21 protein-coding genes and 1 pseudogene are annotated in these 19,939 nt (G+C 72.4%); 13 read left to right on the top strand and 9 right to left on the bottom strand.

Going from position 1 to position 19,939, the window contains the following annotated elements:
• Window positions 1-42: 42 nt before the first annotated feature.
• The 3 genes from efeU to efeB are packed head-to-tail and all read left to right on the top strand — an operon-like array spanning window position 43 to window position 3,373.
• Window positions 43-894, top strand: coding sequence for an iron uptake transporter permease EfeU (gene efeU / locus P2F65_RS08275; protein WP_275805943.1), 852 nt, complete (start codon window positions 43-45; stop codon window positions 892-894).
• Window positions 895-953: 59 nt separating this feature from the next.
• The gene (gene efeO / locus P2F65_RS08270; RefSeq protein ID WP_275805941.1) at window positions 954-2,087 is read left to right on the top strand and encodes an iron uptake system protein EfeO; all 1,134 of its coding nucleotides are present in this window, start codon (window positions 954-956) and stop codon (window positions 2,085-2,087) included.
• The gene (gene efeB / locus P2F65_RS08265; RefSeq protein WP_275805939.1) at window positions 2,084-3,373 is read left to right on the top strand and encodes an iron uptake transporter deferrochelatase/peroxidase subunit; all 1,290 of its coding nucleotides are present in this window, start codon (window positions 2,084-2,086) and stop codon (window positions 3,371-3,373) included. The genes efeO and efeB overlap by 4 nt, the downstream gene beginning before the upstream one ends.
• Here efeB and P2F65_RS08260 read toward each other — a convergent pair.
• The 4 genes from P2F65_RS08260 to P2F65_RS08245 all read right to left on the bottom strand — a co-directional run bounded on the left by P2F65_RS08260 (window position 3,366) and on the right by P2F65_RS08245 (window position 6,449).
• Window positions 3,366-3,992, bottom strand: a complete 627-nt coding sequence (locus P2F65_RS08260; protein WP_275805937.1) for a phosphatase PAP2 family protein — start codon at window positions 3,990-3,992, stop codon at window positions 3,366-3,368. The genes efeB and P2F65_RS08260 overlap by 8 nt on opposite strands.
• Before the next feature lie 11 nt (window positions 3,993-4,003).
• Entirely contained in the window at window positions 4,004-4,735 is a 732-nt protein-coding gene (locus tag P2F65_RS08255; protein ID WP_275805935.1) for a phosphatase PAP2 family protein, read from the bottom strand.
• Complete coding sequence (locus tag P2F65_RS08250; protein WP_275805933.1) at window positions 4,732-5,850, bottom strand: diacylglycerol kinase family protein; 1,119 nt, start codon at window positions 5,848-5,850, stop codon at window positions 4,732-4,734. Before P2F65_RS08250 ends, P2F65_RS08255 begins: the two co-directional genes overlap by 4 nt.
• Before the next feature lie 92 nt (window positions 5,851-5,942).
• Window positions 5,943-6,449 (bottom strand): GNAT family N-acetyltransferase, encoded by a 507-nt coding sequence (locus P2F65_RS08245; protein ID WP_275805931.1) that lies wholly within the window; start codon window positions 6,447-6,449, stop codon window positions 5,943-5,945.
• A gap of 57 nt (window positions 6,450-6,506) precedes the next feature.
• Here P2F65_RS08245 and P2F65_RS08240 point away from each other — a divergent pair, with 57 nt between their 5' ends.
• Window positions 6,507-7,817 carry a cation:proton antiporter gene (locus P2F65_RS08240; protein WP_275805929.1) on the top strand — a complete coding sequence of 437 codons (1,311 nt, stop codon included), beginning with the start codon at window positions 6,507-6,509 and terminating at the stop codon, window positions 7,815-7,817.
• A gap of 10 nt (window positions 7,818-7,827) precedes the next feature.
• Window positions 7,828-8,376, top strand: a complete 549-nt coding sequence (locus tag P2F65_RS08235; protein WP_275805928.1) for a DinB family protein — start codon at window positions 7,828-7,830, stop codon at window positions 8,374-8,376.
• 36 nt (window positions 8,377-8,412) lie between these two features.
• Here the strand turns inward: P2F65_RS08235 and P2F65_RS08230 are convergent, their stop codons facing one another.
• Together P2F65_RS08230 and P2F65_RS08225 are read right to left on the bottom strand one after the other, a co-directional pair.
• A complete protein-coding gene (locus P2F65_RS08230) occupies window positions 8,413-9,501 on the bottom strand; it encodes a hypothetical protein (RefSeq protein ID WP_275805926.1) in 1,089 nt (362 codons plus the stop codon).
• Between the two features lie 27 nt (window positions 9,502-9,528).
• Window positions 9,529-10,164 (bottom strand): LysE family translocator, encoded by a 636-nt coding sequence (locus P2F65_RS08225; RefSeq protein ID WP_275805924.1) that lies wholly within the window; start codon window positions 10,162-10,164, stop codon window positions 9,529-9,531.
• Between the two features lie 102 nt (window positions 10,165-10,266).
• Here P2F65_RS08225 and serS point away from each other — a divergent pair, with 102 nt between their 5' ends.
• Window positions 10,267-11,523: a serine--tRNA ligase gene (serS, locus tag P2F65_RS08220; RefSeq protein ID WP_275805922.1), complete on the top strand. Its 1,257-nt coding sequence runs from the start codon at window positions 10,267-10,269 to the stop codon at window positions 11,521-11,523.
• Between the two features lie 22 nt (window positions 11,524-11,545).
• On the opposite strand, the gene P2F65_RS08215 is transcribed toward serS, so the two are convergent.
• Window positions 11,546-12,070, bottom strand: coding sequence for a pyridoxamine 5'-phosphate oxidase family protein (locus tag P2F65_RS08215; protein WP_275805920.1), 525 nt, complete (start codon window positions 12,068-12,070; stop codon window positions 11,546-11,548).
• A gap of 206 nt (window positions 12,071-12,276) precedes the next feature.
• On the opposite strand from P2F65_RS08215, the gene P2F65_RS08210 reads away from it, so the two are divergent.
• Window positions 12,277-13,071, top strand: a complete 795-nt coding sequence (locus P2F65_RS08210; protein WP_275805918.1) for an HAD hydrolase family protein — start codon at window positions 12,277-12,279, stop codon at window positions 13,069-13,071.
• Window positions 13,072-13,093: 22 nt separating this feature from the next.
• Here the strand turns inward: P2F65_RS08210 and P2F65_RS08205 are convergent, their stop codons facing one another.
• Window positions 13,094-13,702 (bottom strand): hypothetical protein, encoded by a 609-nt coding sequence (locus tag P2F65_RS08205; RefSeq protein ID WP_275805916.1) that lies wholly within the window; start codon window positions 13,700-13,702, stop codon window positions 13,094-13,096.
• A gap of 26 nt (window positions 13,703-13,728) precedes the next feature.
• Between P2F65_RS08205 and P2F65_RS08200 the strand changes: the two are divergent.
• The 4 genes and pseudogenes from P2F65_RS08200 to P2F65_RS08185 all read left to right on the top strand — a co-directional run.
• Window positions 13,729-14,208, top strand: a pseudogene (locus tag P2F65_RS08200) (DUF2332 family protein); the annotation flags it as partial.
• A 100-nt stretch (window positions 14,209-14,308) separates the two neighbouring features.
• Entirely contained in the window at window positions 14,309-14,695 is a 387-nt protein-coding gene (locus P2F65_RS08195) for a DUF2332 family protein (RefSeq protein WP_275805914.1), read from the top strand.
• Window positions 14,696-14,710: 15 nt separating this feature from the next.
• The gene (locus tag P2F65_RS08190; RefSeq protein ID WP_275805912.1) at window positions 14,711-15,520 is read left to right on the top strand and encodes an RNA methyltransferase; all 810 of its coding nucleotides are present in this window, start codon (window positions 14,711-14,713) and stop codon (window positions 15,518-15,520) included.
• Between the two features lie 73 nt (window positions 15,521-15,593).
• On the top strand, window positions 15,594-16,226 hold the full coding sequence (locus P2F65_RS08185; RefSeq protein ID WP_275805910.1) for a VOC family protein: 633 nt from the start codon (window positions 15,594-15,596) through the stop codon (window positions 16,224-16,226).
• 21 nt (window positions 16,227-16,247) lie between these two features.
• Here P2F65_RS08185 and P2F65_RS08180 read toward each other — a convergent pair whose 3' ends face one another.
• Window positions 16,248-16,658: a hypothetical protein gene (locus P2F65_RS08180; protein WP_275805908.1), complete on the bottom strand. Its 411-nt coding sequence runs from the start codon at window positions 16,656-16,658 to the stop codon at window positions 16,248-16,250.
• 107 nt (window positions 16,659-16,765) lie between these two features.
• Between P2F65_RS08180 and P2F65_RS08175 the strand changes: the two genes are divergently transcribed.
• Both P2F65_RS08175 and P2F65_RS08170 read left to right on the top strand, forming a co-directional pair.
• Window positions 16,766-18,481, top strand: a complete 1,716-nt coding sequence (locus P2F65_RS08175; RefSeq protein ID WP_275805905.1) for an FAD-dependent oxidoreductase — start codon at window positions 16,766-16,768, stop codon at window positions 18,479-18,481.
• 56 nt (window positions 18,482-18,537) lie between these two features.
• Window positions 18,538-19,878: an adenylate/guanylate cyclase domain-containing protein gene (locus tag P2F65_RS08170; RefSeq protein WP_275805903.1), complete on the top strand. Its 1,341-nt coding sequence runs from the start codon at window positions 18,538-18,540 to the stop codon at window positions 19,876-19,878.
• Window positions 19,879-19,939 lie beyond the last annotated feature (61 nt).

Raw genomic sequence — 19,939 nt, 5'->3', positions numbered from 1 at the left:
CCGGTTTGACGCAGTGGCTTAGGTAAGGCTTACCTTAGTCCCATGTTGGTCAGCAACGCCCTCATCGGCCTCCGTGAAGGCCTCGAGGCCGCCCTCGTCGTCGTCATCCTCATCGCGTTCCTCGTCAAGACCGACCGCCGCTGGGCGCTGCGGTGGGTCTGGTCGGGGGTGGGCGTCGCCGTCGGCCTGTCCGTCGTGCTGGGCGCGTTGCTGACCTACGGCACCCGGGGGCTGTCCTTCGAGGCCCAGGAGCTCGTCGGCGGTAGTGCCTCGATCATCGCCGTCGCGTTCGTCACGGGAATGGTGTTCTGGATGCGCTCGGCCGCCCGCACCATCTCGGGCGAGCTGAAGGGCAGGCTCGACAGGGCGCTCGACGTCGGCCCCTGGGCCGTGGCGCTGGTCGGCTTCCTCGGCGTGGGCCGCGAGGGCCTGGAGACCGCGATCTTCTTCTACGCCACCGCCCAGGCCGCGGGCGCCGGCACGGTGCTGCCGCTCCTCGGCTGGGTCGTCGGGATCGGCGCGGCCATCGGCCTCGGCGTGGCGATCTACCAGGGCGCCGTGCGCATCGACCTTGCGCGGTTCTTCCGCTGGACCGGCGTGCTGCTGGTCCTCGTCGCCGGCGGGATCCTGTCCTACGGCCTCCACGACCTCCAGGAGGCGGCCCTCCTGCCCGGGCTGCACACCCTGGCCTTCGACCTCTCCAGCACCATCGACCCGGGGTCCTGGTACGCCACCCTCCTCAAGGGCATCTTCAACTTCACCCCGGCCACCACGGTGCTGCAGGCGGTCGCGTGGCTGCTCTACGTCGGCACCGTGCTGACCCTCTTCCTGCGGCCCCAGGGTCCGCGCCCCTCGCCCCGCCCTTCGGAGCCGGCCGCTGCCCAGGCTGCCTGACGCCTGACCCGCTTCTCCCCGATCCCGCCCTCGCGGCTGACACCTTCCCAGGAGCCCAGATGCGCATCACCGCCTTCCACGCTGCCCTCGGCGCGGCCCTCCTGCTCGGCACGACCGCGTGCGGCAGTGACTCGACCGGCGAGGCGGCCGGCGGCAAGGGGCCCATCGCCGTCGAGGCGACCGACACCGAGTGCTCCGTCGGCCGGACCACCGCGCCCGCCGGGACCATCGAGTTCGCGGTCAGCAACATGGGCAGCAAGGCCAACGAGTTCTACCTGCTCGGCGAGGGCGACCAGGTGCTCGGTGAGGTCGAGAACATCACGCCGGGCCTCACCCGGACCTTTCACGTCGAGGTGGCCGAGCCGGGCACCTACACGACGGCCTGCAAGCCGGGCATGAAGGGCGAGGGACTGCGAGGCGAGTTCACCGTCACCGGTGCCACCGCCGCCGCCCAGGACGCCGATGTGAAGCTGGCCGAGGCGGTGGAGCGCTACGAGACCTACGTGGGCGCCCAGGCCGACGAGCTGCTCACGCGCACCACCGCGTTCGTCACTGCGGTCAAGGCGGGCAGGGTCGAGGAGGCCAAGAGGCTCTACCCCGTGGCCCGCGGCCCGTGGGAGCGCATCGAGCCGGTGGCCGAGTCGTTCGGCGACCTCGACCCGATGATCGACGGCCGCGAGGACGTCGTCGAGGAGGGCCTGGCCTTCACCGGCTACCACCGCCTCGAGAAGGACCTGTGGGTCGACGGTCTGCAGCCCGACAGCGGGGCTGTCGCCGACAAGCTGCTCACTGACGTCAGGGCCGTCGCGGCCAGGGCCAGGGCGGTCGAGCTCAACCCGCTGCAGCTCGCCAACGGCTCCAAGGCCCTGCTCGACGAGGTCGCCACCGGCAAGATCACCGGCGAGGAGGATCGCTACAGCCACACCGACCTCTACGACTTCGACGAGAACTACCGCGGCTGCAAGGACGCCATCGACGCGCTGCGCCCCGCCTTGAAGGAGCGCGACCCCGAGCTGCTGACGACGATCGACGCGCGGTTCAAAGAGCTCGACGCAGCCCTCGACGAGCACCGCACCGACCGCGGCTTCCGGCTCTACACCGAGCTGTCGAAGGACGAGGTCAAGGACCTGACCGTCAGGCTCGACGCGGTCAGCGAGCAGGTCGCCAAGGTGGCCGGCGCGGTGGCTGCGTGACCGAGCAGCACGGCGTCACCCGCAGGGGCCTGCTCGGGGTCGGTGCCGGGGCGGCCCTCGCCGGCGCCGTCACCGGGGTGGCCGGCACGTATGCCGCGCAGCGGGCCCACGCCGTGCCCTCGCCTGCCGCGGCCGGCGGCGCCGCGCACGACCCGTCGGCCCCGGTGCCCTTCCACGGCGCCCACCAGGCCGGCATCACCACGCCGGCGCAGGACCGCCTCCACTTCGTGGGGCTCGACGTCACCACCGACGACCGCGAGCAGCTCGTCGAGACGCTCAAGGCCTGGACCCGGGCCGCGGAGCGGATGACCGCGGGTGCGGAGGCCGCCCCGGGCGGGGTGGTCGGCGGCGGGCCCTACGGCGTGCCGGCGGACACCGGCGAGGCCTACGACCTCGAGGCTTCGGGCCTGACCGTCACCATCGGCTTCGGCCCGTCCCTCTTCGACGGCCGGTTCGGGCTCACCGACCGCCTGCCCGAGGGCTTCGCGGACCTACCCGCCTTCCGCGGCGACGACCTCGACCCGGCCCGCTGCGGCGGGGACATCGGCATACAGGCCTGTGCGAACGACCCCCAGGTGGCCGTGCACGCGATCCGCAACCTCGTGCGGATGGGGTTCGGCACCGTCTCGGTGCGGTGGAGCCAGCTCGGCTTCGGCCGGACCTCCTCGACCAGCACGAGCCAGGTGACTGCCCGCAACCTGTTCGGCTTCAAGGACGGCACCAACAACCTCAAGTCCGAGGACCCCGAGGCGCTGGCCGAGCACGTCTGGGTGCAGCCGGAGGACGTGCCCGGGGCTGCCTCGTGGATGGTCGGGGGCTCCTACCTCGTGGCCCGGCGGATCCGGATGCACATCGAGGTCTGGGACCGCACCAACCTGCAGGAGCAGGAGCAGGTCATCGGGCGCACCAAGGGCGTCGGCGCACCGCTCGGCCAGAGGCAGGAGTTCGCCGCCGTCGACCTGGCGGTCAAGGGCGCCGACGGTCAGCCCGCCATCCCCGAGACGGCGCACATCCGGCTCGCCTCGCCCGAGACCCTCGACGGCGTCCGGCTGCTGCGCCGCGGCTACAACTTCACCGACGGCAGCGACGGCGTCGGCCACCTCGACGCGGGCCTGTTCTTCATCGCCTTCTGCCGTGACGCCGGCAGGCAGTTCGTGCCGATGCAGCGGGCGCTGGCCGGCGCGGACGCGCTGAACGAGTACATCGAGCACAACGGCTCGGCAGTCTTCGCCTGCCCGCCCGGCGTGGGGCCCGGCGGCTGGTGGGGAGAGACGCTCTTCAGCTGACGGTGGCGGCCTCGGCCCGCGGCGTGCGGGTGCCCGCCTCGCGGGTCCGGTGCCGGTACCAGCCGTAGGCGAGCAGGGCGCAGAGCACCCCGTTGAGGATGCCGACCAGCACGTCGCTGAGGTGGTGGGCGCCGCGGTAGAGCCGCGAGTAGGTCACCAGCAGCGGCACGAGCAGGCACAGCCCGATGACGAGCCGGCGCAGCCACGGCCGCTCGATCCGCTCGGCGGCGAGGAGGGCGAACGAGGTGTAGAGCGCCGTGGAGGCCCCGACGTGCCCGCTGGGGAAGCTCGAGGTCGGCGGCGACGGGTCCTCGGGGAGCACCGGGGGCCGGATCCGGCCCACCGTGTGCGCCGCCAGCACGAAGATGGTGGCCTGCAGCGAGATGGCGATCGCCGGGACGGCGCTGAACCGCCAGTCACGGGTGCGCCACAGCAGCACCGCGGTGACCACCACGCAGGTCGCGATGATGATCTCGGTGTTGCCCAGCCTCGACCAGATGTCGGTGATGGTGTCCCACAGCGGCGTGCGCGCGCGGTTGAAGTCGGCAGCGAGGCTGTCCTCCCACCGGTCGAACGCGGCGAGGGGACCGGTGACGAGCAACCCGAGGCCGACCACCACGCCCCAGAGGGCTACGCCTGGGCCGACGGCCCGGGTGAGGAGGTCACGGCCGTCTTCCCGATAAACCCGATCCATGAGGAGAAGGTAATGCCAAGTCCGAGCAGAATGCCTGCCAGGACGTCACTGGGGAAGTGCGCGCCGAGGAACATGCGGTCGAAGCCGACGACGACGACCGTCACCACAGCCAACCCGACGGCCACCCGGCGGGCGGTGTGCGACAGCAGGGGCCAGAGCAGGAAGACGAGCACCGAGCACCACACGGTGATGTTGAGCGCGTGGCCGGACGGGAACGAGTAGCCCGCCGCGTGCGAGACCGGGTCGTCGACCACGGGGCGGGCCCGCTGCACCAGCAGCTTCGAGGCCCAGCCGACGAACCACCCGACCATCAGCGTCGAGAACGCCCACAGCGCGCGGTTGCGCAGGTCCCTGGCCAGCCAGGCCCACAGGCAGACGAGCGTGCCGACCAGGTGCAGCCACTTGGGCTGTGTCACCTCCTGCACCACGACGAAGAAGCCGACGAGGTCGTTGGAGCGGGTGAAGTCGGTGGTGCGGCGGATGACGCCCTCGTCGAAGCTGATCAGCGGGTTGAACTGCTCGCGGACCAGCAGGGCGAGCAGGGTGACCGGCACCGCGGCCGCCAGGGCCAGGGCCACGGCCCGGAGGGCGCGGACGCCACGAGAGGGCCGGCCCGCGGCCGGGGGCTGCGTCGACTTCGCGGTCGACGCCGACCCGGAGGTGCTCACGACTCGACCGCTCCCACCCGCACGATCAGCGAGCTGGGCAGCACCTCCGCACTGATCGCCCGGGCCTCGCCGATCGGGTCGCCGTCGAGCTGGACCTCCTGGGGCCGGTCGGCACGGACCTGCACCTCGGTGGTGGTGTAGTGGTCGACCCGGGGGTGCCCACGGCGGCGGCGGGAGGCGAGCCGGGCGGCCACGGCCGCCCACCCGACGATGCCCTGCGGCGAGAGCGCCACGAGGTCGATCCGGCCGTCGTCGACCTCCGCCTCGGGCATGAGCACGAGGCCGCCGAGCAGCTTGCCACAGTTGCCGATCACGACGGTGCGGGTGCGACGGCTGAACTCGTCGCCTTCGGCCGTCTTGACGCGCACCTTGAACTGCGGGCCGCGCAGGTTGCGGAAGCCGGACACCACGTACGCGGGCCAGCCGACCTTGGCCTTCAGCTTCTCGGGGGCGCCGGCCATGATCGCGGCGTCGAAGCCGAGCCCGGCCATGACGAGGAAGATGTGGCACTCGGGGCGCTCGTGCTCGCCGGACACGTCGACGGTCAGCCGGCCGACGTCGACCCGCTTGTTCTGGCCGGTGAGGGCGACCCGCACCGCGTCCTCGAGCGAGTCGACGGGCAGGTCGAGGTTGCGGGCCAACAGGTTGCCGGTGCCGCCGGGCAGCAGCCCCATCGGCGTCTCGCTGCCGACCAGCGCCTCGGCCACCGCGCGCACGGTGCCGTCACCGCCGAGGGCGCAGACGACCGTGGCGCCATGCTCGAGGGCCTCCTTGGCCTGCCCCGTCCCCGGGTCCTTCTTGGTGGTCTCGATGAACCGCGGCTCGTCCCAACCGAGGTCGCGGCAGACCTCGCCGATGCGGCGACGGACCGCCGGCAGGTCCTCGAACTTCGTCGGGTTGACGACGATCACGGCCTGGCGGCGCGACGTGTCGCCCTCGGCGTGGCCCTCCGGCCGGAACTCGTTGCGGTGCGGCCTGCGACGCCAGCTGCGGCGTCCACGGTGCACACCGCCGGGTACCGGCCCCGAGGACGAGGCGGCCGCGACCAGCCAGGCCAGCGCGAGCACCAGCGCGATGGCGCCGATCGCGATCCACCCAGCGTTCTCCTGAAGCACAGCGTGACGCTACCCCACGGTAGCCGGGTGCGCGCCGCCGCGGCTCGCTGCTGCCTCCCGCGCGTGCTCCGGGGCCCGGCTTGGGCGCTCGCTCACACCCTCCGGTGGTAGGCCAGCAGGCTGACGCCGGGCACCGGCTCCCAGTCGCGCTCGGGATCCCGGGTGAACCCGAGCCGCTCGTAGACCCGGTGGGCCTGCGCCATCGAGGGCTGGGTCGACATGGCCAGGCCGCCGAGCCCGAGCTCGCGCGCCCGGTCGATGCACCGGCGCACGAGGGCTTCGCCGACTCCTTGGCCGCGGGCCTCGTGGGCCACGGCGAGCATCCGGAACTCGCCCTCGTCGGGTCCGGCCAGCTCCGAGTAGGGGCTGGTGGGGCCGGCGAAGGTCACGGAGCCGAGCACCTTCCCGGACCCGCCCTCCGCGGCCACCCAGAGCTCGGCCGCGCGTGCCCGGCTCTCGGCATCGGCGAGGACCTCGGCGTAGGCGAGGCCCGGCGGGAGGTGCCCGTCCTCGACGTAGGCGCGGACGGTGATCTCGCCGACCGCCGCGTAGTCGGCGGGGGTGGCTGGGCGCACGGTGAAGGCCAGGGCGTCGGACATGCCGCCATTGTGCTCGGGCGCCGCGCGGCGGGGGGAGCGCGGTGAGAGGGTGGGCGCATGTCGGCAGACCTCGTCTACCTCGTGGGCGGCGTCTCCCTGCTGCTGGCTGTGGTGCTCCCGTCCGCGCTGCAGCGGGCCGCGCTCTCCGCCCCGCTGGTGCTCGTCGGGGTGGGTGCCCTCATCGGACTGCTGCCGATCGCCGAGGGCGAGCCCTTCGACCCGGCCGACCACCGCGCCGTCATCGAGCACGTCACGGAGGTCACCATCCTCATCGCCCTCATGGGGGTGGGACTGGCGCTCGACCGCCCCCTGTCGTTCCGCGACCGCGCGGGCTGGCGCCGGTGGTCCTCGACCTGGAAGCTCCTCGGCATCGCGATGCCCCTGACCATCGGTGGGGTCGCCCTCCTCGGCTGGTGGGGCCTCGGCATCGCCCCGGCTGCCGCCCTCCTGCTCGGAGCCGCCCTCGCCCCGACCGACCCGGTGCTGGCCTCGGACGTGCAGGTCGAGGGCCCGAACGTCGACCAGTCGCCCGACAAGGTCGACGAGGAGGACGAGGTCCGCTTCGCCCTGACCTCGGAGGCCGGGCTCAACGACGGGCTCGCCTTCCCCTTCGTGTATGCCGCGGTGTTCCTCGCGGCCGAGGGCGCGGTGAGCGGGTGGGGGCTGCAGTGGCTGGCCTGGGAGCTGGTCGGGAAGACGCTGCTGGGCGTGCTCGTGGGTGTGGGCGTCGGCTGGGTCCTCGGCAACGTCGCCTTCCGTTCCCGGGCCCGCTCGCTGCGGGTGGCGGAGACGGGTGAGCCGCTCATGGCCCTGGCGGCCGTGCTGCTGGCCTACGGCGCCAGCGAGGTGATGGGGGGCTACGGCTTCCTCGCGGTGTTCGCGTGCGCCATGACGATGCGCTCGGCCGAGCGGAGCCACGACTACCACGCGCTGATGCACCAGGTCATCGAGCGGCTCGAGCGGCTGTTCACGCTGCTCGTCCTGCTGTTCCTCGGCATCGGGCTCACCCACGGCCTGCTCGCCCACCTCGACTGGCGCGGGGCGCTGCTGGGCATCGCCCTGGTGTTCGTCATCCGCCCGCTGTCGGGGTGGCTGGCGCTGTCGGTGGGCACCCGTGGGGTGGGCGACCGTCGCAAGGACCGGCTCGAGCGTCGCGAGCGGCTCGTCACCGCGTTCTTCGGTGTCCGGGGGGTCGGCACCGTCTACTACCTGGCCTACGCCTTCGGGCAGACGACCTTCCCCGAGCAGCGCTGGCTCTGGTCGACGGCGACCTTCACCATCGTCCTCAGTGTCGTGGTGCACGGCATCGCGGTGACCCCCGTCATGCGGGCCCTCGAACGGCACCGCTCATCGGTCGGCCGGGCGTAGCGTGGCCGACATGACCCGTGACGTCGACGTCCCCGAGCCGGTGCCCGTCGAGCCGGACACCAAGGACTGGACCTGGACGCTGCGCGAGACCTGCCCCGAGTGCGGCTTCACGGCCAGCGAGGTCGAGGGTCCGGAGGTCGCCGACCGCATCGCGGCCCTGACCGACCCGTGGCAGGAGGTCCTGGAACGGCCCGACGCGACCACGCGGCCGGAGCCGGCCACCTGGTCACCCCTCGAGTACGCGTGCCACGTCCGCGACGTGTGCCGGGTCTTCACCGAGCGTGTCGACTGGATGCTGCGCCAGGACGGACCGGCCTTCCCCGACTGGGACCAGGACAGCGCGGCCGTGACGGGTCGCTACCACCTGCAGGACCCGGCCACCGTCGCCCGTGAGCTCCGCGAGGCGGCCGAGGACGTGCGTGCGGCCTTCGCGAGCGTCGAGCCCGACCAGTGGCAGCGCGCCGGCCGGCGGAGCAACGGCTCGACGTTCACCATCGAGAGCCTCGGGCAGTACATGCTGCACGACCTCGCCCACCACCTGGTCGACGTGAGCGCCTGACGCGCGCACGCGGCATACCCACCGTTTGCCCTGCGCTCAGGCCGCGCTCGCCGCGGCCGGCGCGCCCGCCGCACGTACCTCGTGCACGGGCCAGAAGTGGTCGTGCAGCGTGGTGACGAGGCTCAGCAGCACGACGAAGAAGACGGCGGCGCCGGCGTCGAGGCGGTCGCCCTCACCCAGCCAGTCGGCGAGGACGACCAGCCCGATGTTGACGGCCACCCGGGCCGCGAAGGCGCCCGCCAGCGACTCGACCGAGCGTGCGGCCCGCGCCGCCCACAGGGCGATGGCGGCGTTGACGACCACGAAGGCGGTCAGGCCGAGGAACAACCGGAACCCGCTCACGTCGGTGCTGGGCAGCACCAGCGCGTAGATGACGCTGATGAGCCCGACCAGCACCACCTTCTCCAGGGTCGGCACCGACAGCAGGCGGTAGTGGGCGGCCACCCAGGCCGCCCGCTCGGCCGGCTCGTCCATCTCCGCCGGCAGCGGCTCGGCGCGCACCCGCCACGGCCAGTCGGCCGGGCGCAGGCGCGGGCGGACCCCGAACCAGAAGCCGGCCAGGAGGCCGAGCACGCCGAGGACGACGAGCGGGCCGAACCAGGGGACCTCGGCCACCGCGTCGGTGAAGTCGAGCTGGGCGATGTGGATCCACCACTCCTGCGGCAGCTTGACCACGACCCAGATGAGCCCGGCCGTCAACAGCCAGGCGCGCAACCCGAGGCGCCTGGGGTCCCAGCGCAGCCGGATGACCTCGTAGGCGATGAAGTAGTACTCGAAAGTGTTGGGGAAGACGAGCAGCAGCGGCCGCCACTGGGTGACCTCGAAGAGCAGCACCCCGACGAGCCGGTAGAAGTAGAGGAACCGCCCCACCTCGAAGGCGGGGGAGGACGTCCAGTTCCGCAGCATCGACAGGTAGGCGACGCACAGGTAGAAGACGTCCATCGCCTTGTCGTAGCCCTGGTAGCCGGGCGGGTCGTAGCCGAAGGCCTGGAAGATCGACTGGTCGATGCCGTCGAGCACGAGGCAGGCGATGAGCGCGGGTAGCGGGAAGCGCGGGATCAGCAGCGGCAGCAGGAACCGGCCGCCCACGACGGCGAGGAAGACGAGCTGGGTCCCGGTGTCCATGACCGTGCCGCCGACCTCGCCGGGCCGTCAGGCCCGCTGGGGCCCGCCGGTGAGCAGGGCGGCGCCGCCCAGCGCCAGGTAGACCGTGCCGCTGACGTAGTGGCTGCGCCGCATCACCCTCGGCCGTCGCGAGAGCCAGGCGCCGATCGCCCCGGAGGTGAGCGCGTACAGGGAGTCGAAGGTGACGCCGATGACGACGAACACCCCGCCCAGCACAAGGGCCTGGCCGGCCACCGGACCGGCCCCCGGGTGGATGAACTGCGGGAAGAAGGCGAGGAAGAACAGCGCCACCTTGGGGTTGGTGATGCCCACCAGGAAGGCGTCGCCGAAGGCCCTGCGGCCGCTGACCGGCGGGGGCGTCTCGAGGCTGAAGCGGCCGCGCGAGCGCAGCTCGCGCACCGCGAGGAGGACGAGGTAGGCCACCCCGGCGTACTTCACCACCGTGAACGCCACCGCTGAGGACGCGATCACCGCGGTGAGGCCGAGGGCGGTGAGCACCACGAAGACGGCGGTGGCCGTGGCGACGCCGAGCGTCGAGGCCAGGGCTGAGCGGCGGCCCTGGGAGATGCCGCGGCTGATGATGTAGAGCAGGTTCGGCCCCGGCACCAGCACGAGGGCGGCGGCAGCCGCGGAGAAGGTCAGCAGGGTCGTCGCGGAAGGCATGGGGGCTCCGGGGGCAGGCGCGGTGGTGCTCCTCGCAGGATGACACCCGAGCGGGCCGGCCGGCATGAGTTTCGCCCCTCGAGCGGCCGATAGGCTTGGCCGGTGATCGACATCAAGCTCCTGCGCGAGGACCCCGACCGGGTCCGCGCCTCCCAGCGTGCCCGTGGCGAGGACGAGGGGGTCGTCGACCAGATCCTCTCGGCGGACGAGCGACGCCGGTCGTCCCTGACCGAGTTCGAGCGGCTGCGGGCCGAGCAGAAGTCGATGGGCAAGCAGGTCGCGCAGGCGCAGGGTGAGGCCAGGCAGGCGCTGCTGGCCCAGACCAAGGAGATGGCGGCGAAGGTCAAGGAGCTGCAGGCCGCCGCGTCCGAGGCCGAGGAGCTGCTCGACACCCTCGTGCGCCGCATCGGCAACGTCATCGAGCCCGGTGTGCCCGTCGGCGGCGAGGACGACTACGTCGTGCTCGAGACCGTCGGCGAGCCGCGCACGTTCGACTTCGAACCCCGTGACCACCTCGCGCTCGGCGAGGCCCTCGACGCCATCGACATGGAGCGGGGCGCCCGGGTCGGCGGTTCGCGGTTCTACTTCCTCAAGGGCGTCGGTGCCCGGCTCGAGATCGCGATGATGAACCTCGCGCTCGCCCAGGCCGTCGAGCACGGGTTCGTCCCCATGATCACCCCGACGCTGGTCACCCCGCAGGTCATGGGCGGCGCCGGCTTCCTCGACGCCCACGCCGAGGAGGTCTACCGCCTCGAGGCCGATGACCTCTACCTCACCGGCACCTCCGAGGTGGCGCTCGCCGGCTACCACACCGACGAGATCCTCGACTTCTCCGGCGGCGCCAAGCGGTATGCCGGGTGGTCCACGTGCTACCGCCGCGAGGCCGGGTCCTACGGCAAGGACACCCGCGGGATCATCCGCGTCCACCAGTTCAACAAGCTCGAGATGTTCGTCTACTGCCGTCCGGAGGACGCCGTGGCCGAGCACCAGCGGCTGCTGGACATGGAGAAGGACATGCTCGCCAAGATCGAGGTGCCCTACCGCATCATCGATACTGCGGCGGGTGACCTCGGCGGCCCGGCCGCCCGCAAGTACGACTGCGAGGCGTGGGTGCCGACCCAGGGCAAGTACCGCGAGCTGACCTCGACGTCGAACTGCACGACCTACCAGGCGCGCCGGTTGAACACGCGCTACCGCACCGAGAAGGGCACGCATACGGCGGCGACCCTCAACGGCACGCTGGCGACGACCCGGTGGCTGGTGGCGATCCTCGAGAACCACCAGCAGGCCGACGGGTCGGTGGTGGTGCCGCAGGCGCTGCAGCCCTACCTCGGCCTCGAGGTGCTCAAGCCGGTCTAGCCGGTCTCGCCGGGCCGGTCCATCAGCCGGTGACGTCGGTGCGGAACCGGTAGCAGGTCTGCGCGTGGGGCGCCTTGGCGAACGAGAGCACCTTCGCCGGTCGCACGGAGAAGACCTCGGCGGGGTTGTTGCCGGGCTCGAAGACGGCGTCGTCGGAGTCGAAGTCCCAGTCCGAGCCGTACTTGTCGCGGAAGGCGTCGGCGACCGCCCTCAACCGGTCGGCGCCGAGCACTCGTTCGGCGGACCCCTCGACCACGACGTCGAGGCCCTGGGCCCAGGTGTTGCGCCCCGTGGTCACGGCGACGTGGGCGTTCCCGGCGAGGTTGTGCGCCTTCTGCTCCCCGAAGCCGGTGCAGAAGGCGAAGGCGCCCTCGTGCCACACGCCGACCAGGGGGGTGACGTGGGGCCGGCCGTCCTGGCGCACCGTGGTGATCCAGTAGAGCTCGGCCTGCTGCAGCGCCGCCTCGGTCATCGCCCAGGGGGTCTCGGTGGCCTCCGGCTCGCTGAAGCGGGTGTCGATGTGCGCGGTGGGCGCGGTGGTGGTCATCAGAGCCTCCTCGGGGGCGGTCGGGACCTCGGGCCACCTCCAGTGAACTGCTGCCCGCGCTGCCTGCGCACCTGCGTTTCGGGCTAGTCCGGCCGCCGGCCGTCCCCGCGGATCGACCTGCTTGTGCCCGCACGAGCCACGCGACTGACGTAGATTCAGCGGTCCGGACCCTTCACACCGGTCCCATCACCGATGCAGGGAAGGCCATGCCGCAGCGACTCATCGCCCTCGACCTCGACGGCACCACGATCACGCACGCGGGCGAGCTGCGCCCGGCCGTCTTCGAGGCCGTACGCGCGGTCGCCGACGCCGGGCACCACATCGTGGTGGCGACGGGACGCTCCATCGTGGCCACCACCCCCATCCTCGACATGCTCAAGCTCACGAGCGGGTATGCCGTGTGCTCCAACGGCGCGGTCACGCTCAAGCTCGACCCCGACGAGCCGCAGGGTTACCAGATCATCGACACGGTCACCTTCGACCCCGCCCCGGCCCTCGAGCTGCTGCGCGACTCGTGGCCGGACGCGGTGATCGCCGTCGAGGAGCTCGGTGTGGGGTTCAAGCTCAGCGCGCCCTTTCCCGACGGCGAGCTGCAGGGCGAGCTGCGCGTCGTGCCGTGGGAGGAGCTCGTCGCCGACCCGGTCACCCGTGTGACGTTCCGCAGCCCCACCGGGACGAGCGAGGACTTCGAGGCGCTCGCCGAGCGCATCGGCCTGCACGAGGTCAACTACAACGTCGGCTTCACCGCCTGGATGGACATCAACCCCGAAGGGGTCTCCAAGGGCTCGGCTCTCGAGCTGCTGCGCCGCACGCTCGAGGTCGAGCCCATGCACACGGTCGCCGTGGGAGACCAGCGCAACGACATCGAGATGCTCAGGTGGGCGGCCTGGGGTGTCGCGATGGCGAACGCGCCCGAGGAGGTCAAGGAGGTGGCCGACGACGTCACCGGCCACGTCGACGAGGACGGCCTCGTGCCGGTGCTCCTGTCGGTGCTGCAGTAGGCCTGGGTCTGCCCGGCCAGCTCTAGCGGGACTGCAGGGCGTCGAGGGCGACGGCCATCGCCACGGCCATCCGCCAGTCGAGCTGCCACCCGTTGCTCGCCACCGGCACGTGCACGTCGTAGCGGTCCCGCAGGGACCGGCGGCGCTCCGAGCTGAGCACGAGGGTGCCGTCGTCCGCGGTGAAGTCGAAGTGGAAGACGAACGGGCTTGGCAGGTCGCTGAGGATGGGCAGCATCTCCCAGGCCCGGCGGGCCAGGGCGACGTTCTGGTTGCGCTCGGTGCCGGTGGCCTCGAGGCCGTCGGGGGTGCCGAGGTGCCACGTGGAGCGCAGCAGCGAGGTGCCGAAGTCCTTGCGGAACCAGCCGATCGGCACACCCGTGCCGTCGAGCACGTCGTAGGTGGCACCGAGGTCGAGGCGCTTGCGGGCCTTGAAGGAGAAGACCGGCGTGGTGCGCGCCTCGTCGGAGTAGAACGTGACCTCCTCCTTGAGGGCGACGCGCTTCTGCTGGGCCACCGCGAGCACCGGCCCCTCACCGCCGGAGCCGTCGGAGGTCGTCACCTCGTAGCGGTTCACCATGAGGGTGACCTTTTGGCGCAGGTGGAAGTGCTCGGCGGTGGTGGGCAGCGTCATGGGGGGCATTGTGTCCCAAACCGGACATGACAGGCTCTGTTCCCATGAACCCCGGCAGGCTCAGCACCGCGGAGGACTACCAGCGGTTCGCCGAGGTGCAGGCACGCGGCAGCTCTCCCGCGTACGAGCGGCTGGCCGAGGCGGTCGCCCGGAGCGGGCCCGTGCTCGACCTGCTCGCTGCCCTTCCCGAGCCCAAGCGCCAGCCGAACCTGCTCTTCGCAGTGGGCCGCCTCCTCGGCGGACCCGTCACCGACCCCGACGCCTTCACGCAGTGGGTGGTCGAGCACTGGCACGAGCGCCCGGAGGTGCTCGCCCGGAGCACCCAGACCAACGAGGCGGCACGGTGCGCCACCCTGCTGCCGGTGCTCGGCGGCATACCGGGCCCACTGGCCCTGCTCGAGGTGGGCGCGTCGGCCGGGCTGTGCCTGTATGCCGACCGCTACCGGTACGCCTACCGTCGGCACGACGATGTGGTCACCACCGTCGGTGGTGACCACGGGGTGACCCTGCCCACGGAGGTGCCCGGGGTGGTCTGGCGCGCCGGTCTCGACCTCAACCCCGCTGGACCTCGCTTCCGATGGGGACCCGGCCTGGCTCGAGGCGCTGGTGTGGCCGGAGCACGAGGAGCGGCGACGCCGGCTCGGCGCGGCCGCCGACCTGCTCCGCGCCGACCCGCCCCTGCTGGTGGCCGGCGACCTCGTGGAGGACCTGCCCGCGCTCGCGGCGCAGGCCCCCTCGGACGCGACCCTCGTGGTGTTCCACAGCGCGGTGCTGGCCTACGTGGCCCCGGAGCGCCGTCGGCGGTTCGCCCACGTGGTGGCGGACCTCCCGGGCCACTGGGTCGCGAACGAGGCGCCCGCCGTGCTGGAGGGCCTGGTGGCGCCGCCGGCCGTCGACGCCCCCGGCGCCGGCCGGTTCCTCCTGGCCCTCGACGGGCTGCCCGTGGCCTGGACCGGTCCGCACGGGCAGAGCCTCTTCCGGATCGATCAGTGACATGCTTGGGCCGCCATGTCTGACCTGATCATCACGTCGCCGTCCAACCAGCGCCTGAAGTCGCTCACGGCCTTGCGGCGGCGCCGCGTGCGCGAGGAGTCGGGCCTGACCCTCATCGAGGGCTTCGAGGAGCTGACCCTCGGCCTCGAGGCAGGCGTCCTGCCGCAGGCCGTCTACTACTGCCCCGAGCTGATGCTCGACCCCACGAGCCAGCTGGCGGTGGTCTCCGACCTCGCGGCCAGAGGTGTCGACACCGTGCAGCTCGGTCGGGCCGCGTTCGAGAAGGTGGCCTACCGGGAGGGCCCCGACGGTTTCCTCGCCGCCGTCGCCTCGGTGGCACGGGCCTGCGCCGACCTCGCCGTCGGCGCCGACGCGCTGACCCTGCTCTGCCAGGGGGTCGAGAAGCCCGGCAACCTCGGCGCCATGCTGCGCACCGCGGACGCGGCCGGTGTGCAGGCGGTCATCGCCGCGGACCCCGTCACCGACTGGGGCAACCCCAACCTGGTGCGGGCCAGCAAGGGCACCGTCTTCTCCGTGCCGGTCTGCAGCGACAGCACCGCCGCGACGATCGGGTGGCTCGAGGAGCGTGGCATCGCCCTCGTCGCCACCACTCCCGACACCGACCTCGACTACACCGACGTCGACTACACCGGGCCCGTGGCGATCGCGGTCGGGGCGGAGAAGTACGGCCTGACCGACGAGGTCCTGGCCGCGGCGGCATACCGGGTGCGCATCCCCATGGTGGGCCGGGCCAACTCCCTCAATGTCGCCACCTCCGCCGCCATCGTGATCTACGAGGCGGTCCGGCAGCGCCGGTCACGCTGATCCGGACGGGCGGTTAAGGGGTGGCCCACCCCCGTGTCAAGAGCACCCCAAATCGTGTGTCACGATGTTCTGCATGCGAGTTGACCACGTTTCCTACGCCGCCGAGCACGACGGCCTGAAGGCGACGGCTGAGCGTCTGGCAAAGCTGATCGGCGTCGAGCCGGTCGATGGGGGAGTCCACCCGCGGTTCGGCACCCGGAACGTGATCTTCCCGCTGGCGCACGACCGCTACGTCGAGGTCGTCGAGGTGCTCGACCACCCCGCGTCCGACAAGGCGCCGTTCGGCCAGGCGGTCCGCGCCCGCTCCGAGGCCGGCGGCGGCTGGCTCGGCTGGGTCGTCGCCGTCGACGACATCAAGCCCTTCGAGGAGCGCCTCGGCCGCGAGTCCGCCGACGGCTACCGCCACCGCCCCGACGGCACCGAGCTGAAGTGGCGCCAGCTGGGCGTCAAGGGCCTGATCTCCGACCCGCAGCTCCCGTTCTTCGTCGAGTGGCAGACCCCGGAGTGCCACCCTTCGGTCGACGCGCACACCGACGTCACCATCAAGGGCCTGCAGATCGCCGGCGACCCCGAGCGCGTGCGCGACTGGCTGAACTGGCCCGCCAACGAGCCGACCACCATCGACTTCACCTTCGTGGCGCCGCACGGCACGCCGGGCCTGCTCTCGGTCACCTTCGAGACGCCCAGCGGCGAGGTCACCGTCTGATCGACCTCTCTGAACTGCGTTTCAGGGGAGCCTGGCCTGCAGCATCTCCCGCACCGACCGCCGGGGGGCCCGCGCAAGCCACGCGTCGGCGACGACCTCCTCGATCTCCTGGGCGCTGACCTGCCCGAGGTCCCGTTCGCGCAGGAGCACCGCCCGGTAGCCGTCCCAGTGCGGGGTCGTGAAGAACGGGCCGTCCGCGGCCACCATGGCCTCCTTGTCGCCGAGGTCGGGCACGTAGAAGACGAGCACGTCCTCCATCCGCTCACCGGTCTCGGGGTCGACCGCGTCGGGCCGGGGCTCGCGGGAGAAGACGAACTTCTTGCCGGCGACCGCGTAGGAGTGGCGGCCGCTCTCGGAGGTGCTGCGCTCGACGTCGGGCAGCCGCATCGCGAAGACGTCGATGTCGCCAAGCCGGGCGGGCCGCTCGCTCACGTGTCCACGGTAGGACCAGGACGGGGGCCTACGCCATCGGCAGGATCTGTCGTCGCCGGTCCCGACCTAGCCTGAGCGGGAAGCCACTGCCCCCGGCTGGAGTCGCCATGCCCCGTCCCCTCCTGCTCGCCGTGGACGCCGACCCGGAGGCGCTGTCACGGATCGAGGCCCACCTCCAGCGCCGTTTCGGCGCGGACTTCCGCGTGCGCGGTGAGCAGACGGCCGCGGCGGCGCTCGCCCAGCTCGAGGCCGCGCGAGAGCGCGGGGATCCCGTGGCCACCGTGCTCGCCGACCAGTGGCTGCCGGACCTGCCCGGTGCCGAGCTGCTCGGGCGCGTGCGCACGATGCACCCCGACGCCAGGCGCGCCCTGCTGGTGCCGTGGGGGGCCTGGTCCGACCGCCCCACCGCCGAGGCGATCCTGCGCGCCATGGCGATGGGCGACATCAACTACTACGTGCTCAAGCCGTGGTCCGAGCAGGACGAGCTGTTCAACCGCACCGTGGGCGAGTTCGTGCACGAGTGGTCGCGCACGGTCGTCAGCGCCCTGCGGGAGGTCATCGTCGTGGCGGAGCGCCGCGCGGCACGCGCCCACGGCATACGAAACCTGTTGACCCGCAACGGCATCCCGCACGCGTTCCTCGAGCGGGGCACGGCTGCGGCGAACGCCGCGCTGGCGCGGATCGGCATGCGCCACCCCGAGGGCCCGAGCGGACCGGTGGTGGTGTGGATGCCGGCCCTGGGCGGCAAGGTGCTGCTCGACCCGACCGACGCCGAGATCTGCGAGGCGTGGGGCATCCGCACCGAGCTGCCCGACGAGGAACGGGACTTCGACGTGCTCGTCGTGGGGGCGGGACCGGCGGGGCTGGCAGCCTCGGTCTACGCCTCTTCCGAGGGTCTGCGCGTCCTCACCGTCGAGCGCGAGGCCTTGGGCGGCCAGGCCGGCTCGAGCTCGCTGATCCGCAACTACCTGGGCTTCTCGCGCGGGCTCAGCGGGGCCGAGCTCGCCCAGCGCGGCTACCAGCAGGCCTGGGTCTTCGGCGCCCACTTCCTGCTGACCCGCGAGGTGACGCACGCGCACCGCCGGGAGGGCACGTTCGTGGCCCACATCTCCGACGTCGGCGAGGTGACCGCCTCCACGGTCGTGCTGGCCACGGGAGTCGCCTACCGGCGCCTCGGCATCCCCGAGCTCGAGCGGCTCAGCGGGGCAGGGGTCTACTACGGCGCCAGCGTCTCCGAGGCGCAGGCCCTCACGGGCCTGCAGGTCGTCGTGCTCGGCGGCGGCAACTCGGCCGCCCAGGCGGTGCTGCACCTGCAGCGGTATGCCGCGGGCGTGCGCCTCGTCGTGTGGTCCCGGGCCCTGAACGAGGGCATGTCGCAGTACCTCGTCGACGAGATCGAGGCCAACCCCGGCATCACCGTCGAGCTCGACACCGAGGTGGTCGGCGGGGGCGGCGAGGGTTGGCTGCAGGAGCTGGTGCTGCGGCGCCGCTCCACCGGTGAGGAGCGCACCGTGCCCGCTGACGCGCTGTTCGTCATGATCGGGGCCGAGCCGCACACCGGGTGGCTGCCCGAGGAGGTCGCCCGGGACGAGCGCGGGTTCGTGCTTGCCGGCTCGGAGGTCGTCGCCAGCGGGCGGTGGCCGCTGGAGCGGGCACCCTTCCCCTACGAGACGTCGCTGCCGGGGTTCTTCGCGGTCGGCGACGTGCGGCACTCGTCGGTGAAACGGGTCGCCTCAGCGGTGGGGGAGGGCTCGGTGGTGGTCTCGCAGCTGCACCAGTACCTCGCCGCCCAGCGGGCGAAGGCCCCTGCTGGCGGGCCCTGATGGCCTCGGGTGCGGCAGTGCCCGCACCGGCAGCCGAGCGCCACCCACCGCGCCCCGTGTCCGTTGTCGCAGCGGCCCTGGCCCTCCTGCTGCCCGTGGCCGGCCTCGCCCTGCTGCTGGGGTGGCCCCACCTCGACCTGCTGTGGAGCCACCAGCCGGCCCACTTCTGGCTGGTGCTCGGTGCCGCCGTGCTCAGTGCCATCGTCGCCTACGGCACTGGGGTTGCGGCGGAGCGCCGCGGCGACGCCCGGGTGCTCTTCGTCTCGCTCGCCTTCCTGTCGGCGGCCGGCTTCCTGGGGCTGCACGCGCTGGCCACGCCCAAGGTGCTGCTCGAGTCGCCCAACGCCGGTTTCACGGTCGCGACGCCGATCGGCATCGCGATCGGCTCCGGCTTCGCGGTGGCCTCGACCGGCCGCTTCGACGGCGACGCCGGGGTGCGCGCGATGCGGCGTGGCAGGCGGCTGCGCCGGGCGCTGCTCGGGCTCATGGGGCTCTGGGCGGTCTTCTCCGTCGCGGAGCTGCCGCCGATGGACCAGCGCACCGCGCCCGAGCAGGCCTCCGGACCCATGGTCGTCATGGCCGTGGCAGCGGTCGGGCTCTACCTGTGGAGCGCTTGGCGCTACGTCGCGCTGTGGCGTCACCGCGGGGGGCTGATGCCGGTGGCCGTGGCGGGGGCGTTCGTCCTGCTCGCCGAGGCCATGGTCGTCCTGGTGTTCGGGCGTCCCTGGCACCTCAGCTGGTGGGAGTGGCACCTGCTCATGCTGCTGGCGTTCGGCCTGGTCGCGTGGGGTGCGCAGCAGCAGTGGCACGAGGAGCGGTTCGCCGGCCTCTACCTCGACCAGACGGTCTCGGGCAGCCGCGACATGAGCATCCTGTTCGCCGACCTCCAGGGCTTCACGAGCTGGTCGGAGGCCCATGACCCGCAGGAGGTGACGGCGATGCTCAACACCTACTTCGAGGTCGCCATCCCACCCGTGGTCAAGGCACACGGGGGCGACATAGACCGGTTGATCGGCGACGCGATCATGGCCACGTTCAACCGGCGCGGCGACCAGCCCGACCATGCGCGCCGTGCCGCGGCCGCCGCCCTCGACCTGCAGCGCACCACCGCCCGCGTGGCAGCAGAGCACCCGGACTGGCCACGCTTCCGGGTGGGGGTCAACAGCGGCGAGGTGTCGCTGAGCCTGCTGGGTGCAGGGGGTGGGCGCACCCACACCGTCATCGGTGACACCGTCAACGTCGCGTCGAGGCTGGAGGCCAAGGCCCCGGTCGGCGGGGTGGCCATCGGGGCGCAGACCCTGGCCCGCCTGCCCGGCGCGGTGACCGAGCCGCTCGGCGCGCTCGAGCTCAAGGGCAGGGCCGAGCCGGTCGAGGCCCACGTGCTGCACTCCCTGTGAGGACCCGACTCGACCCCTTTCCTGCAGCAACTTCTGCTAGCAGGTGTTGCTGCCGACGACC

Source organism: Knoellia sp. p5-6-4 (genome assembly GCF_029222705.1).
In the GTDB taxonomy this organism is placed as follows: domain Bacteria; phylum Actinomycetota; class Actinomycetes; order Actinomycetales; family Dermatophilaceae; genus Pedococcus_A.
This window is presented reverse-complemented; position numbering and strand designations above follow the sequence as displayed.

What these genes read in the sequence shown, in the direction of transcription:
- P2F65_RS08175 (WP_275805905.1), top strand. Translation starts at nt 16,766, where the DNA reads ATGCCCCGTCCCCTCCTGCTCGCCGTGGACGCCGACCCGGAGGCGCTG.
- P2F65_RS08215 (WP_275805920.1), bottom strand. Translation starts at nt 12,070, where the DNA reads ATGACCACCACCGCGCCCACCGCGCACATCGACACCCGCTTCAGCGAG.
- P2F65_RS08210 (WP_275805918.1), top strand. Translation starts at nt 12,277, where the DNA reads ATGCCGCAGCGACTCATCGCCCTCGACCTCGACGGCACCACGATCACG.
- P2F65_RS08240 (WP_275805929.1), top strand. Translation starts at nt 6,507, where the DNA reads ATGTCGGCAGACCTCGTCTACCTCGTGGGCGGCGTCTCCCTGCTGCTG.
- P2F65_RS08190 (WP_275805912.1), top strand. Translation starts at nt 14,711, where the DNA reads ATGTCTGACCTGATCATCACGTCGCCGTCCAACCAGCGCCTGAAGTCG.
- P2F65_RS08235 (WP_275805928.1), top strand. Translation starts at nt 7,828, where the DNA reads ATGACCCGTGACGTCGACGTCCCCGAGCCGGTGCCCGTCGAGCCGGAC.
- efeU (WP_275805943.1), top strand. Translation starts at nt 43, where the DNA reads ATGTTGGTCAGCAACGCCCTCATCGGCCTCCGTGAAGGCCTCGAGGCC.
- P2F65_RS08205 (WP_275805916.1), bottom strand. Translation starts at nt 13,702, where the DNA reads ATGACGCTGCCCACCACCGCCGAGCACTTCCACCTGCGCCAAAAGGTC.
- P2F65_RS08230 (WP_275805926.1), bottom strand. Translation starts at nt 9,501, where the DNA reads ATGGACACCGGGACCCAGCTCGTCTTCCTCGCCGTCGTGGGCGGCCGG.
- P2F65_RS08185 (WP_275805910.1), top strand. Translation starts at nt 15,594, where the DNA reads ATGCGAGTTGACCACGTTTCCTACGCCGCCGAGCACGACGGCCTGAAG.
- P2F65_RS08225 (WP_275805924.1), bottom strand. Translation starts at nt 10,164, where the DNA reads ATGCCTTCCGCGACGACCCTGCTGACCTTCTCCGCGGCTGCCGCCGCC.
- efeO (WP_275805941.1), top strand. Translation starts at nt 954, where the DNA reads ATGCGCATCACCGCCTTCCACGCTGCCCTCGGCGCGGCCCTCCTGCTC.
- P2F65_RS08245 (WP_275805931.1), bottom strand. Translation starts at nt 6,449, where the DNA reads ATGTCCGACGCCCTGGCCTTCACCGTGCGCCCAGCCACCCCCGCCGAC.